This is a genomic window from Flavobacterium sp. JAS (assembly GCF_020991455.1).
Lineage (GTDB): Bacteria > Bacteroidota > Bacteroidia > Flavobacteriales > Flavobacteriaceae > Flavobacterium.
Window position 1 is genome coordinate 48,695 of sequence record NZ_JAJMOX010000001.1, and the last position, 14,568, is coordinate 63,262.

General features: G+C 32.3%; 10 protein-coding genes. 4 read left to right on the forward strand and 6 right to left on the reverse strand.

The window, feature by feature from the left end; translation table 11 throughout:
- Positions 1-50: 50 nt before the first annotated feature.
- Positions 51-1,211, reverse strand: coding sequence for an NAD(P)H:quinone oxidoreductase (gene wrbA / locus LPB88_RS00210; RefSeq protein WP_230711792.1), 1,161 nt, complete (start codon positions 1,209-1,211; stop codon positions 51-53).
- A 458-nt stretch (positions 1,212-1,669) separates the two neighbouring features.
- Here wrbA and LPB88_RS00215 point away from each other — a divergent pair, with 458 nt between their 5' ends.
- Positions 1,670-2,326, forward strand: coding sequence for an NAD(P)H-binding protein (locus LPB88_RS00215; protein WP_230711793.1), 657 nt, complete (start codon positions 1,670-1,672; stop codon positions 2,324-2,326).
- Between the two features lie 55 nt (positions 2,327-2,381).
- Here the strand turns inward: LPB88_RS00215 and LPB88_RS00220 are convergent, their stop codons facing one another.
- The 5 genes from LPB88_RS00220 to LPB88_RS00240 all read right to left on the reverse strand — a co-directional run bounded on the left by LPB88_RS00220 (position 2,382) and on the right by LPB88_RS00240 (position 10,164).
- A complete protein-coding gene (locus LPB88_RS00220) occupies positions 2,382-2,696 on the reverse strand; it encodes an HPF/RaiA family ribosome-associated protein (protein ID WP_089349964.1) in 315 nt (104 codons plus the stop codon).
- 422 nt (positions 2,697-3,118) lie between these two features.
- Complete coding sequence (locus LPB88_RS00225) at positions 3,119-6,268, reverse strand: DEAD/DEAH box helicase (protein ID WP_230711795.1); 3,150 nt, start codon at positions 6,266-6,268, stop codon at positions 3,119-3,121.
- Positions 6,265-6,660, reverse strand: coding sequence for a (deoxy)nucleoside triphosphate pyrophosphohydrolase (locus tag LPB88_RS00230; RefSeq protein WP_255673667.1), 396 nt, complete (start codon positions 6,658-6,660; stop codon positions 6,265-6,267). The genes LPB88_RS00225 and LPB88_RS00230 overlap by 4 nt, the downstream gene beginning before the upstream one ends.
- Before the next feature lie 95 nt (positions 6,661-6,755).
- A complete protein-coding gene (locus LPB88_RS00235; protein WP_230711796.1) occupies positions 6,756-7,226 on the reverse strand; it encodes a hypothetical protein in 471 nt (156 codons plus the stop codon).
- A gap of 478 nt (positions 7,227-7,704) precedes the next feature.
- Positions 7,705-10,164, reverse strand: a complete 2,460-nt coding sequence (locus LPB88_RS00240; RefSeq protein WP_230711797.1) for an AsmA-like C-terminal region-containing protein — start codon at positions 10,162-10,164, stop codon at positions 7,705-7,707.
- A 245-nt stretch (positions 10,165-10,409) separates the two neighbouring features.
- On the opposite strand from LPB88_RS00240, the gene trxA reads away from it, so the two are divergent.
- From trxA to LPB88_RS00255, 3 genes are all read left to right on the forward strand, one after another.
- A complete protein-coding gene (gene trxA / locus LPB88_RS00245) occupies positions 10,410-10,727 on the forward strand; it encodes a thioredoxin (protein ID WP_035621938.1) in 318 nt (105 codons plus the stop codon).
- Positions 10,728-11,008: 281 nt separating this feature from the next.
- Entirely contained in the window at positions 11,009-13,585 is a 2,577-nt protein-coding gene (locus LPB88_RS00250) for a M1 family aminopeptidase (protein WP_230711799.1), read from the forward strand.
- Positions 13,582-14,508 carry a DUF58 domain-containing protein gene (locus LPB88_RS00255; RefSeq protein WP_230711801.1) on the forward strand — a complete coding sequence of 309 codons (927 nt, stop codon included), beginning with the start codon at positions 13,582-13,584 and terminating at the stop codon, positions 14,506-14,508. Before LPB88_RS00250 ends, LPB88_RS00255 begins: the two co-directional genes overlap by 4 nt.
- Positions 14,509-14,568: the final 60 nt, after the last annotated feature.

Consider the following 14,568-nt stretch of genomic DNA (forward strand, 5'->3'; position numbering starts at 1 on the left):
TTCTAATTACTTTCTTGATTAAACCGTTAAAAAAAATTATAATTTTTCTTTTATTCAATTTCAAAAATCGCCTGAATCTCTACAGCCGAATTTATTGGTAAAGAAGCCGCACCAATTGTAGCTCTTGCATGTTTTCCTTTTTCTCCAAAAACCAACGCCGTCAAGTTCGAAGCCGAATTCATAATTCCCGCATGTTGTGTATATTCGGGAGTAGTATTAAAATATCCTGTCAATTGCACACATTGTTTTACTTTGTTCAAATCGCCTCCGCAGGCTTCTTTCAAAACTGCAATAACATTTAGCATTGTTTGATATGTTGCTTCTTTGGCTTGATCGTCAGTAACTGTCGCGCCAACTTTACCCGGATTTAGGATTTTTCCATCTTTCAAAGCCACCTGATTAATATATACTTTATGATCTGAAATCGTAAACGGAACATAATTCCCAACAGGTTTTGGCGCTTCAGGAAGAACAATATTATTGTCTTTTAATGTTTTGTTGATATCGATTTTAGTTTCAACCGAAGTTGTTTTTACAGCTTTTATATTCTCTGTATTTCTCAATCCAGATGCTGCTCTTGCCAAAGCTTTTCCTTGTTCTTTAGCCAAATTCAATTCGCTTTGCGACGGACGAGTTCCAACAGATCCAGCCAATGAAGTCGCTCCAAAAGGAGTATTTCCCTGAGGAACAGTTTTATCTAACGTCGCCGTTCCCATAATTCCGGTAGGTACGATAATCATTCCGTGAGAAGCGAGAATATTCCAAAAAGATAAAATTGCAGCTTCTTTTCCTGCTCCGGATCCTGCAGACATAAATACAGTTGCTGGTTTTCCTTCTAAAGTTCTCGATGTCCAAAGCGGAATACTTTGGCTGAAAAAGTAATTCATATCGGCGCTAATATTCGCAAAATGAACAGGACTTCCAAAAGCGATTCCGTCATAATTAGCCAATTCGTCAATAGTTGCAATTGGTAATTTCTCTACGTCAGCGTTTAGTTTTTCTTTAGAATTAATCGAAGGAACTCTTTTTATGGTTGCTTTTGTATTTGGATATTCCTGAATTCCTTCGGCAATAGCTTTTGCCATTTTATAAGTTCCGCCGTTTTGAGAATAGATCAAAACAAGAACATTTGTTTCCGAAGATTTTACTTGTGCATTTACGCCAAAACTTAACAAAATTGCCGTTAGTAATATGAGTAGTTGCTTTTTCATGAGTGTTTTTTTAAATAATATATTGTAGATAATCCCAAGCAATGCGCTTGTTTTCGATTGAGAATCAAGATCGTTTTTTGGGATTGCAAATTTACTTCTTACAATCCTGAAAAGCGTTATTATTATGTTAATCGTTCTGTTTAAATGTACATTGTTGTGCGAAAGAAAAAGGTTTCTATGTATTTAAATAATTCATTGAGTGTGATTATTAAAATTTAATTTAACACATAGAAACATAGATTTTGAATCTGTAAAAAGAGTATAAAAAGAAACAAGTTTCTTGAACATAGCAGAACTCTGTGCCTTTTAAATAAGTGAAATGCCTTTTTTGAGTGCGCAGAATCTATGCTTCTATGTGTTAAAACAATTACACCCAACGGGTTTAAATAATTCGATTGTAAAGGATTAGTTATAAAGTAATTCAATAATTTTACAACTTACAGCAAACAAACCATCGTATGAAAAAAGCAATTGTGTACGGAGCAAGCGGACTTGTAGGATCATATATTCTAGAAAGTTTATTGAATGATATCAATTATGAGCAAATAATAATCGTGGTCAGGAAAGATCTAAACATTCAGCATCCAAAACTAAAGACTTTAATAGGCGATTTTCATTCTTTGGCAAATGTGGTGAAAGGCATTTATACTGACGAAATTTTTATCGCACTTGGAACCACACAAAAGAAGACACCCGATAGAAAACAATACTATCAAATAGATCATGATTATCCCATTTTGGCAGCGCAATTAGCCAAAGAGAACGGAGCAAAATCAGTTTTCTTGGTTTCTGCCATTGGAGCAAATGCGAATTCGTCTGTTTTTTACGTAAAAATGAAAGGCGAAACCGAGCGTGATATTATTAATTTGAGTTTCGATCATACCTATGTCTTTAGACCTTCGATGATTCTGGGAAACAGAAAAGAAAAACGAACGCTCGAAAAAGTTTTGATCTCGATTTTTAAAGTTATTAATCCGTTATTTATTGGGAAATTCAGTAAGTATAAAGGAATAGAAGCAAAGGATATTGCCCAATCGATGGTCAAAGCTGCCAATAAACTCAACGATCCGGTTAAAATATTAGAGTGGGAAGAAATGACTGCTTTACTAAAATAAAAAATGGCATTATCTTAATCAGATAATGCCATTTTTGCATTTGTTTGTATCTGAATTAATACTCTTTCATTTTTTCGAAAGTCGTAGTAAGTGATTTTTTTGCTTTAGCCAGCGCACCTTGAAAAGCCTTTTCGAGCGTATCGGCGTGTTCTGTAACTGTTATGGGTTGTAGTTTTGCTGTACGAACCTCGATCACACATTTTTTATCGTGTAAGCTGAATTTTTCTCCGTTTTCATCTCCAAAATGTACTTCGATGCGGGTTATTTTTTCCTCAAAACGCGTTAAGCCTTTTTCTAATTCTCCAGAAAAATAAGCTTCTAATCTTTCGTGTCCTTCGATGTTCTTGTCTGTATTGATTTGAATTTTCATATGGCTTTATATTTAATGATTGTTTCTCAAAGCTATCTTATTTAAGACAAAAAGACAAGTGAGTTAATAAAACATTATGAAAATAATTACAAGATTTATGCGCAATTTTTGTCATTTCGTTGAAGTTGAAATCTGCACAATTTTGTCAGGCTGAGCGAAGTCGAAGCCCCGCAACAATTGTAACGTTAAGGGCTTATTGCATTTGCGATTTAATAATACAAGAATTTAGATTCTTTTAATTTTAAATTTTGTTATGTGATCGCAAACATTACATTTTACAGAACTATTATCATCTACAAACATATCTATTTCAATTTCATAATCACAAACAGGGCAATTGTAAATAACGTCTATAATTTTTATAGGCGGATTAAGTATGGTTGGGATTTCTAAAATTGAATATTTTATCATGTTTTTTAAAATTAGCCTATTGACATTTTTGCAGACTCTTTCCAAAGATAATTTGGCATTGGTTCATTTAACTCCCATTTTATATTCATAGGTTTTGAACCTTCAGTTTCTTTAAAAATACCTTCGCCAATAAATACATATCCAAGTGTATTTCCATTTTCGTCTTTTCCTTTTTCTCTAATAAAAAGCAATATTTTTTTATTGCTTTCAATATGTTTTATGTATGAAACTCCTTTACTAGTTTCTGGTCCATAAGTATTGTGAGATTGCCAATGAAATAACGTTTCACTTATAGCGTAATCCTCATACATAGTTGTAGGTGAAAAATTTTCTTCAGATTTAATCAAATTAATAAAGAGTATTTCTGTGTTTAAACTTTTATTTTCTGCTGCACCTTCTCTATTAGATGATTTTTTATCAAATGTACTCAAACGGAAAGCTGCTAATATTTGATCTCTTGTATATCTAGCATGTAATTTTAAAGGTTGTTCATAAGGTAATTGGATATCAATTTCTTTAAAACCAATTTTATCAATTAATATTTCTAAAACTTCTATAATCTCATTAACAAGAGTCTTGTTCTTTCCTATTTGAATTATACTTTTCTCTAAAGAATCGAATCCCCCGGCATTTTGCCATACATCATAATGTAGCATTAACAACATGGTTTTTTGGTTTTCATCGAAATCATCAATTCTAATATTAAAACCTTGTTTTGCGATCGTTAAAATGAAATTAAAATAACTTGTTGAGTTTGTAGAAAGCCATTTATTACTTATTGCAGAATAAATTTGTTTTTCATTTATACTTTCAAAATCATCAATTATTCCTGCTCGTTGAAGTAATCTTGACCAACTATCTTTTTTGTAAATTGTTTCAATAGATATATGATAGAATTCAATAAAATTATTTAAAGTTAAAGGCAAATTAGTTTGATGCTGAAAATTTATGATTTTAGTTACCAATTGATTTACATTTAGCGATGTAGCTTTTCTAATGTTTTCAAGAATTGTTTCTTTTGTTTTTTTCTCCAAAACAATGGAACAACCTAATGGTAAATGGGGGAAATCATCTTCAATTTCTTTTTGGACTGAGGTTGTAGTTTTACCAATTAATGCTCTAAACTTATTTTCGAAATCATATTCTGGTCTTGAATTTCCAACAAAATCTAAAACAGTCAAACAATCTTTACCTTCTGCCAAACGTAAGCCGCGACCTAATTGTTGAAGAAAAACGGTTAAACTTTCTGTTGGTCTTAAAAACAAAACTGTATCAATTTCAGGAATATCTACACCTTCATTGAAAATGTCAACTACAAATAAATAATTGAGTTCTTTTTTCTTGAATTTCTCTCTTATTTGGTCCCTTTCGTTAGTATTTTCAGCTGTTAAGTAAGCTGCTTTTAATCCTGCTAAATTGAACTTTTCGGCCATAAAAACAGCATGTTCAATTTTTACACAAAAACCAATAGCACGAATATCATTTATATCAGTGACATATTTATTAAGACTGTTAATTATCTCTCCAACACGGATGTTATTTTTAGTATATAACGCTGTCAATTCGCTTGCAACATATTTACCATTTTCCCATTTAACATTTGTTAAATCAACGCTATCAGTAATTCCAAAATATTGAAAAGGACTTAAGAGTTTTTTGTTTAATGCTTCAGGAAGTCGAATTTCCGCTGCAATACGGTTACAGAAATCATCTAGGATATTTTCATTATCCATTCTTTCTGGAGTTGCAGTTAATCCTAATAAGATTTTAGGTTTAAAATAATTTAGAAAAGGTCTGTAACTTGAAGCTGATCCATGATGCGCTTCATCAAGAATAATAAAGTCATAATATTCAGGTGAAAGGTTTAAATCTTTTAGTCTCTTATTTAAAATTTGTACTGATACAAAAAGATATTCATAAGAATTTGGCTCAATACCATCAACACATAAATCCCCAAAGTTATTATCTTTTAAAACTCCCTGAAAAGTTGCTTTTGCTTGTTGTAGAATTTCTTTTCTATGTGCAACAAAAAGTAATTTAGAAGATTTATTATTAGTTCTGAAATTTTTATAATCAAATGCAGATATTACAGTTTTTCCTGTTCCAGTAGCAGCTACCAAAAGATTTCTATATCTATTATGAATTGTTCTTTCAACTTCTAGTTTTTCAAAAATTTCCTTTTGATAAGGAAAAGGTTTAATGTCAAAATAAGCCGTAGTAAAAGTGTATTCTTTTGAAAATCTACCTTGTTTAAGAGCATCAACTAGTTTTTCAGAATGGATATTTTCATCGTATAATTCAAAGTCTGCATTTTGCCAATACGCTTCGAATGTTTTTTTAAATTTATCAATAATATGTCCAACTTCTTTAGTTGTAACTTTTAGGTTCCATTCTAGTCCGTCAGTTAAAGCTGAGCGAGAAAAATTCGAAGAACCAATATAACCTGTATGAAAACCTGTATTTCTTTGAAATAAATAAGCTTTTGCATGTAAACGTTCATTTCCTGTATTGTATGAAACCTTTACTTCTGTATTCTCTAACGATGCCAAGAATTCAACTGCTTTAGAATCTGTAGCACCAATATATGTAGTTGTAATTACTCTTAGTTTTCCTCCTCTTTCTGTAAATTCTCTTAATTCGCGTTCAAGAATTCGAATACCTTTCCATTTAATAAACGAAACTAATAAATCAATTTTATCTGAAGATAAAATCTCTTTTCGTAATTCACTTTCTAAAGTTGTTCCTGCATTTCCTCCAGTAAAAAGCTCGCTATGAATTAGTCTAGTGTAAGGTGTAATTTCTTTTAAATGTAGATCTAAGTCTTTAAAATGAGCATCGACTTTTGTAAATACAGCATTCAATATTTTTCCTTCTGTTTCAATTAAATCACCTTCAAACTCTTCGTTTTTTAATTCATCTCTTAATAGTTGAATTATTTTATTCGAAATTTTTATTTGATTATCGATTAAGTCAATTTCTTTTTGTTTAGGTAAATTTTCTAATGCATATTTGATGACTTTGCCAATATGTTGTGATAATAATTGAGATGCTTCGGCTTTGTCTATTGAAGTCTTTTTTATTTGAAATGTATCTTTATCTAATTCGTTTATTTTGTAGTTTATTAGCTTGGTAACTAATTCTTCATATAATCCTTGGTTCATATTTCAAGTTTTAAAAATTCTTCAACGATTGGTAGATCTGCTTCTGCCCAATCAAGATTTAATAATTCAGATCTTTTTAGTAATCTGTAATCTTTATGCTCTGCTAATTTAATTTCGCCTGAAATATATTGAACTAGGAAAGGAATTAAATTGATTTTGAAAGTACCGTAATCATGAATGTTATTTGATAATTTTTGCAAGACTTCAATATTGATATTTATTTCTTCTTTGATTTCTCTTTTGATACAATCTATTTCACTTTCATTAATTTCTAATTTGCCGCCAGGAAATTCCCATTTTAAAGGTAATTTCATTTTTTCATTTCTTTGCGCAACGAGAATTTTTTTCTCCTTTAAGATAATCGCACAAGTAACATTTATGATTTTAGACATTTTTAATAATGCGATAAATGATTTATAAGTACTAATTTGATAACGAAGTTTAATATTAGTGAAATATAATCATATTAACTATTCTTATTAATTTTTTAAGAGTTAAGATTTTCAGGATACATAATATTAAAGTAATTTTCAAATGCTTTGCAAAGTAGTTCTTTGTCTACTTCAAATAACCTGTTCCTGATATTCCAATCTTTAATGTACTCTTTATCACTTTCGCAAATTTCTTCACCCACAAGTTTTCTAGTTAGTATATCGCTTAGTAAAACAGTGTCACAATGGTAATAATTTGGATAATATTTCTCAATGAATGACCAATAATCAAATTTATCGTCATCTTCTTTTTCTTGAGTTATTTTCTCTTCGAATTCCTTGATTACTTCAAATTCAAGCCAACCCATTGCTTCACCAATTCCTTTATAAAATGCATTTCTTTCTGCTCGAGATTCAAAATTGTATTTTTTTAAGTTGATGATTTTTTCAAAATCATTTAAAGGTTCATTATTATGAAATTTCTTTACTGGGTCTTTTCCGAAAATTATTTCTGCTAAATATTTCATTTCTTGATAACGGATTTTTGTTATTTTATTCTAAAACACAATTAATTCAAGTTTAGCCTTTAGACGATAATTTACTCGCTTACAATTGACCTCATTAAATTTTAGTTTTCAACGTGATATTAACCATTAGTTTTGGCTTATTTCTATAAAAAACGCCAATCATTTCTGACTGGCATTAATTAATATTTTTGAAAGTTCTTATGAAACCAAAAGCCCTAGCCCTGATGGGAACGGCATCCTTTTGTGGCGGTCCCGATAGCTATCGGGAGCCATAAAAGATATAGTGGACAGCAGGAAATAGCTCCTTAAAATTAAATCCCAATATTTTAAATTCCAAATCCCAAAAAAAAGCAAATTTTTGTAGAGTTTCTTGCGAGGATTTCTCCTTGCGTCGAAATGACAAAATTGTGGTTACTTTTTGTGTTAATCCATTCATCGCAGTTTGAATTGACAAGATGTGTGGAAATATGTGTTATAATTATTTTCCTTTTTCCTTCTTCCCCCATTTAATTTTCATTTTTCCTTCATCATCCAAAGCAATCAAATGCAGAACAATTCCGCGGTCGCGAACGGCGTCACGTTCGGCTTTGGAGGCTAGTTTGGCGTCGTTTTTGGAGTTTCGGAGTGGGATTGTGAGGGCAAGATTGGTGCCTCGTCCGAAAGAGTAAATCCCGTTGGCGTCGAAGTTAAGGACGCTTGAACTAATAGTTAGATTGTTAACATCGACTTGTTCACCGCGCATGTTGAGGTTTCCGGACAAATCACTAAAAGTAATGTTCTTGACATCGCGAAACGGAAATGCAAATTTTCCAATCTTTACGATAGGTTCAAAGTTGAGCAAAGCGCCCTGATTGACATTAAAAACAAGTTTTCCGTGCATGGAATTTGTAATCAATTCGCCTTTACTATTAATTAATCCGCTTACATTGGCAGTGCTGCTGAGTTTTCCTTTAATGTTGCTTGGAGAAAAAGACTTGATTCCGAAGTTGTTAAATGATCTTAAAAAACTTGCAATATCTACCCGATTTACATGTGCATTCGAACTAAAATTGAAGTTGTTGCCATTTGGCGCAACTATGGTACTAAAAGTAATGCTTCCGCCAGAAGTTTGCAGAGAACCGTTTTTGATAATAAGCTTGGAATCGATCATCTGGATTTCGGCCTTGGTATTGGTTGCGGTTAGTTTATTGTAATTGATTTTGTCGGCTTTGAAATTGATATCTACGATGCATTTTTCGATGGCATTGCGCAATTGATGCGACATTGTGTTTTTTTTAGGCGTTTCTTTGTTTTTTTGCGAATTCGCCAAAACGCCCAGAAATTGTTTCAGGTCGATATTTGGGCAGTAAATATCCCAGTTTACAACCATTTTCTCTGGGGCATCATAATACAAATTGAGAAAATTATCAATTTTGCCTTCAATAGTAAAGGCGTTTTTATTGTGTTTGTACGTGATTTTTTTAATCAACAAAGCCTTTTCGGTAAAGTCGAGCTGAACGTTAATTTTTTCGGCGTGAATGTTTTTCGGAATAAAATGAAAAGACACATTCTGAACATTTACACCACCTATAAAACGTGGTTTGGTGATAAACAAATCGACGATATCAAACTGAAATTTAAGGTTTGCTTTGGCGTGACCTTCAGTAAACTGAATCCATTTGTCGTTGCTTGCTTCATTTAGTTTTGTAACATCAAAATCTGAACTTACATAACCTGTTGCCAATGGTTTTTCGAGATTATTGATCGACAATTGCGGAATCTTAAGTGGTATGTTTTTATAATTACACACAAAATGGTTTAAAATAATAGCCGAATTAGCGTCGTTAAAACCTTCTTTTGGTTTAAAATTATTGGTAAAAATGCCTTTAAAACTACAATCGGTAAGTAATCCGTCCGGAATACTGAGTTCGTTATTTTTTATCACAGCCTGAACTACAATTCTGGGATCGCCTTCGGCATTAAAATCGCCTTTGATATCGCAATTGACGTCGATTTCTTTTTTTAAATTAAATCGGTTAAGCTTAGAGCTAATGTTTGCCGATAATAAGTTGGAGGCGTTTTGCCATAAAATAGTAGTCCCGATATTGATTCCGAAAAGGGCATTTCCTTTGGCTAAATTAAAATAAGCGGTAATATCAAAAGCGTCTGTTCCAATTTTGAGGCCTTTGGTTACAACATCAATTTTTTGTTTTTCGGAATCATAAGAAACTGCAAAAGTACCTTTGAGTTCTTTTTGTTTTGCAAAACTTCCATGTACGGTATTAAAAGCTAAACTGGCGATTTGTGTGTCCAGAAAAACATCGGTTTGCCAATCATCACCGTCATATTCTACTTTTGAAGTTAAGTCGGCTATATCAAAATCAAATAATTTATGTCCCAAACGATTGTCCAGAATAAAGTGAACATCGCTGAGTTCGATTTGGTCAACGGTAGTTTCGGTTTCTGATTTATTTTTGGGATCTTTTTTCTTTTTGGGTTTAAAGATGTTTGCGTTCGAATAGCCATTTTCGGCTTTATAAACATAAATATTAGCGTCGTTAATGAGAATTTTATGGATTTTGATATCGTGTTGCAATAAACTCCAAACGTTCAATCGAACTTCGATTTCTTTTGCGTTGAGCAACGTATGTTTGTGTGTTTGCCATTGATTGTCTTTGATTTCGACATCTCTTAAAGCCAATGTAAAGTTGGGAAAACCGGTTAGAAACTTATAATGAAAATCACCAATATGAAATTTTCCGTTTATGTTCTCGTTGATTTTGGTGTTAACTTTCGCAATAATTTCGGGTTTATTCTGGTTGAAATAAATTGATAATCCACCGCAGGCAAGAAGCAGTAAAGCAATAAGGCCTAAAATAAAAAAGCCAAAACGTTTGGCATATTTCTTAAAACGAACCGATTGTAAAAAGTTTTTTAGTGGTTGTAAAATTGCTTTCATCTGGACGAGTTTTCGGAATCATTAAAGATAAGGTAAAATACTGACAATTTTATAAAAAGATGAAATTCAGGGGGTTGTAGGTTAAAACTTATAAACAATACTTTTCGTGTTAATATAATTATTGACAATACATTTATAATGAAAACTAATTTGGGAATGGTGTTTCATTTGTATTTAATTTTTAAATTTGTACTCTAGTTTGAAGCATAACAATTCAGACGATAATTTTAAAAAGATAAGAAATTATGGCATTAGCAATAACAGATGCTACTTTTGATGAAGTAGTTTTGAAATCAGATAAACCAGTAATGGTAGATTTTTGGGCAGCATGGTGCGGTCCTTGTAGAATGGTTGGTCCAATCATTGACGAACTAAGCAACGAATACGCAGGTAAAGTTGTTGTTGGTAAAGTTGATGTTGATGCAAACCAAGAATTTGCTGCAAAATATGGTGTGCGTAACATACCAACCGTTTTGGTTTTTCATAACGGTGAAGTAGTAGGAAAACAAGTAGGAGTTGCTCCTAAACAAACCTACGCAGATAGTTTAGATGCTTTGTTGTAGTCGTAAGATTATAATTTATATAAAGAAGGTTTGGCGAAAGTCAAACCTTTTTTATTTGGTTTATTTTTTTTTGCCACTAATTGCACAAATTTTTTCGAATTATTTATTTTGATGCTGCTTAAAAAGTTTGCCACAGATTAGATGATTCTCACAGATTAAAAAAACATTTTATCCCGATAGCTATTGAGAGTGGCTAAAAGTCATACTCTTTTAATTAGCGAAAATTCGTGAAATTCGTGGCAAACTTTTTTTATTTTTACAGATCTAACATTCCTTTAAAAATGAAAATTTTCTACAGCTTTCTTTGTTTTTTTGTCCTCATTACAACTGTTTTCTCTCAAGCTAAACAAAAAGAAAATTTGGTTTTAGATAACGGTGTTTCAGAACAATTGGCGCGTTTTCGAAAACATCAAATCTCTAATGTAACTTATGGGCTTTCGTTTGAAATTCCGACAGAGAAACAACAAGATATTAATTCGAATCTTAATTTGAATTTGACAATATCTGATTTGAGCGAGCCTCTATATTTAGATTTTAAAGAGAAAACTCAAAACATAAAAGCAATAGAAAGTAACGGAAAAAGCATCGCAATTGTTCCTGAAAAAGGACATATTGTAATTGCTCCATCAGCTTTAGTTTTGGGCGATAATACAATTACAATTGCTTTTATAGCAGGTAATTTATCTTTAAATAGAAATGACGATTTCTTATATACTTTATTAGTTCCTGATCGTGCGAGTACTCTGTTTCCGTGTTTTGATCAGCCGGATATCAAAGCAACTTATAAATTGAGTTTGACAGTTCCAAAAGATTGGTCTGTTTTGGCTGGTGCCGATGTGAAAGAGAAAGTAGAAAAAGGTGATTTTATAGCCTATACTTTTAAAGAATCGGATAAAATGAGTACGTATTTGTTCTCGTTTGTTGCCGGAAAATTTAAAAGCATAACAGAGAAACCAGGAAATCTCGAAATGACGATGTTGTATCGAGAAAACAATCCGGAGAAGATACAAGTAAGTACAGATACAATCTTCAAGTTACACCAACAATCGTTGGACTTTTTAGAAAAATATACCAATTATCCTTTTCCTTTTCAGAAGTTGGATTTTGCTTCAATTCCCGTTTTTCAATATGGCGGAATGGAACATGTTGGCGCAATTCAGTATAAAGAATCGAGCTTGTTTCTGGATAACAGTGCCACAGATAGTGAGAAACTTGATCGTGCGAAATTAATTGCACATGAAACTTCGCACATGTGGTTTGGCGATTTAGTGACTATGAAATGGTTTGATGATGTGTGGATGAAAGAAGTGTTTGCGAATTTTATGGCAGACAAAATCATGAATCCAATTTTCCCGAAAATTAATCACAATTTACAGTTTTTTGCGGCACATTATGCAAACGCTTACGCGGAAGATCGTTCGTTGGGCACACATCCCATAAAGCAAAATTTAGCCAATTTGAAAGATGCAGGTTCGCTTTACGGAAGTATTATTTACAACAAAGCGCCCATTATGATGCGTCAATTAGAAGCTTCGATGGGAAAGGAAGCTTTTCAGAAAGGAATTGAAAAATACATTAAAAAATACGCCAACAATAATGCTGATTGGAATAATCTGGTAGAAATTCTCGATGCCGAAACGCCGCTCGACATTCAAAAATGGAGCTCGGTTTGGGTAAATAAATATGGAAGAGCGATTTTTAATGATCAGATAAAATACGATGCTCAAAACCGAATTTCATCGTTTGAAATTTGGCAGGAGGCAGAGGGTAAATCAGATAATATCTGGCCTCAGGTTTTTCAGATTGGTTTGGTTTATTCGGATAATGTAAAGGTTATTGATGTTACTATTAAAGATAGAAGTCTTTCTTTAAAAGAAGCAATTGGACTTGAGAAGCCTTTAAATATCATTTACAATTATAATGGTTTTGGATATGGAGTTTTTCCGCTTGACGGGAATAATTTAAATTCTATTTCGAGTTTGAAAGATGAGGTTGCAAGGGCATCGGCTTACAGCAATCTTTATGAAAATATGTTGATTGGAAATGTTTCTCCGGATAAAGCTTTTGATTGTTTTACAAAAGGAATTCAGACCGAACAAAACGAATTAGTTTTAAAAATAATTACAAATCAAACCAGTGCTGTTTTTTGGAAATTCCTGACTGAAAAACAACAAAATGAAGCACAAAAGCAACTTTCGGATGTTTTGTATGCACGTTTACAAGTTGATTTACCAAGTAATATCAAAAAGACATTATTCAATTTATTTAGTTCAATCGCGTATTCAGATTCGGCGAAAGCCAAATTATATCAGATTTGGAATAAAGAAATCACAATTTCGGGTTTGAAATTAAACGAAGACGATTATACTAATATCGCCATGAATCTTGCAATTTTCAAACATGAAAAAGCAGATGAAATTCTAAATAAAACCAGAACGACAATCACAAATCCTGACAAACAAAAGCGATTTGAATTCTTGCTTCCATCTTTATCAAAAGACGAATCTGTTCGTAATGCTTTTATGGAATCTTTAAAAGACGATAAAAACCGGGAAAAAGAAGCTTGGGTTTCTGTGGGACTGGCAAATTTTCATCATCCATTACGTCAGGAAAGTGCTCAAAAGTATATTAGATTTTCATTAGATTTGGTAGATGAAATTCAGCGTACGGGAGATATTTTCTTTCCGAAGGATTGGCTTAGTAATACCGTTGGAAAATATTCATCGAAATATGCTTTTGATGAAGTACAGCGATTCTTAAAAGAAAACCCTAATTTTAGTCCGATATTAAAACGAAAATTATTTCAGGCAACAGATGCTTTATATCGGGCACAAAATATTAAAAAAGAAACCGAATGAAAATTGAAACGGAAATAGAGAAGGTCTCCAGTTTTCAGCATCTCGAAATGCTGGCAAATCAGGTTGTAGAAGGTTTTATATCCGGAATGCACAAAAGTCCGTTTCATGGATTTTCTGCCGAATTTGCCGAGCATAAAGTCTATAATGCCGGAGAAAGTACCAAACATATCGACTGGAAATTATTTGCCAAAACAGATCGTTTGTACACCAAACGTTTTGAGGAAGAAACTAATTTACGCTGCCATCTTATTGTCGATAATTCGTCTTCAATGCATTATCCTGAACTAAAATCGAATCAGCCTTTTTATGAAAAGAAGATTGGTTTTGCGGTTCTGGCATCGGCAGTTTTAATGAATATCTTAAAGAAACAGCGCGATGCCGTGGGGTTAAGTGTTTTCTCAGACAGTTATGAATATTATGCTCCGGAGAAAGGAAGCGATCGCCATCATAGAATGCTTTTGAACAAGCTCGAAGAATTATTACAGCAGCCAAAAGTTAAGAAGAGCACAGATACGATTACCTATTTGCATCAAATAGCAGAGAAAATGCATCGTCGTTCGATGATTATTTTGTTTACCGATATGTTTCAGTCAGAAGATGATGAAAAGCTGTTTAATGCTTTGCAACACTTAAAGCACAACAAACATAAAGTAGTTTTGTTTCATGTTGTAGATGATAAAACCGAGCTTAAATTTGATTTTGATAATGCACCGCGAAAGTTTATTGACTTAGAATCTGGAGAAGAAGTATCGATTTTTGCCGACAATGTAAAAGTAGAATATGAAAAAAGGGCAGAGGAATACTTTAAAAAACTGTCTTTGACTTGTGCAAAGAACCAAATTAAGTATGTTCCGGTGAATGTTGGTGATAATTTTGAAAAAATATTGACTACATATTTAGTTGAAAAACAAAACTTTGGCTAATAAATTAAAAATATATTTAATTTTTTTTAGCAAAACACTTGCAGAAACGAAATTCTGTAC

Excerpts from the sequence above, each read along its gene's own strand:
- wrbA (WP_230711792.1), bottom strand. The coding sequence starts at position 1,211 with ATGAAAAAGCAACTACTCATATTACTAACGGCAATTTTGTTAAGTTTT.
- LPB88_RS00215 (WP_230711793.1), top strand. The coding sequence starts at position 1,670 with ATGAAAAAAGCAATTGTGTACGGAGCAAGCGGACTTGTAGGATCATAT.
- LPB88_RS00220 (WP_089349964.1), bottom strand. The coding sequence starts at position 2,696 with ATGAAAATTCAAATCAATACAGACAAGAACATCGAAGGACACGAAAGA.
- LPB88_RS00225 (WP_230711795.1), bottom strand. The coding sequence starts at position 6,268 with ATGAACCAAGGATTATATGAAGAATTAGTTACCAAGCTAATAAACTAC.
- LPB88_RS00230 (WP_255673667.1), bottom strand. The coding sequence starts at position 6,660 with ATGTCTAAAATCATAAATGTTACTTGTGCGATTATCTTAAAGGAGAAA.
- LPB88_RS00235 (WP_230711796.1), bottom strand. The coding sequence starts at position 7,226 with ATGAAATATTTAGCAGAAATAATTTTCGGAAAAGACCCAGTAAAGAAA.
- LPB88_RS00240 (WP_230711797.1), bottom strand. The coding sequence starts at position 10,164 with ATGAAAGCAATTTTACAACCACTAAAAAACTTTTTACAATCGGTTCGT.
- trxA (WP_035621938.1), top strand. The coding sequence starts at position 10,410 with ATGGCATTAGCAATAACAGATGCTACTTTTGATGAAGTAGTTTTGAAA.
- LPB88_RS00250 (WP_230711799.1), top strand. The coding sequence starts at position 11,009 with ATGAAAATTTTCTACAGCTTTCTTTGTTTTTTTGTCCTCATTACAACT.
- LPB88_RS00255 (WP_230711801.1), top strand. The coding sequence starts at position 13,582 with ATGAAAATTGAAACGGAAATAGAGAAGGTCTCCAGTTTTCAGCATCTC.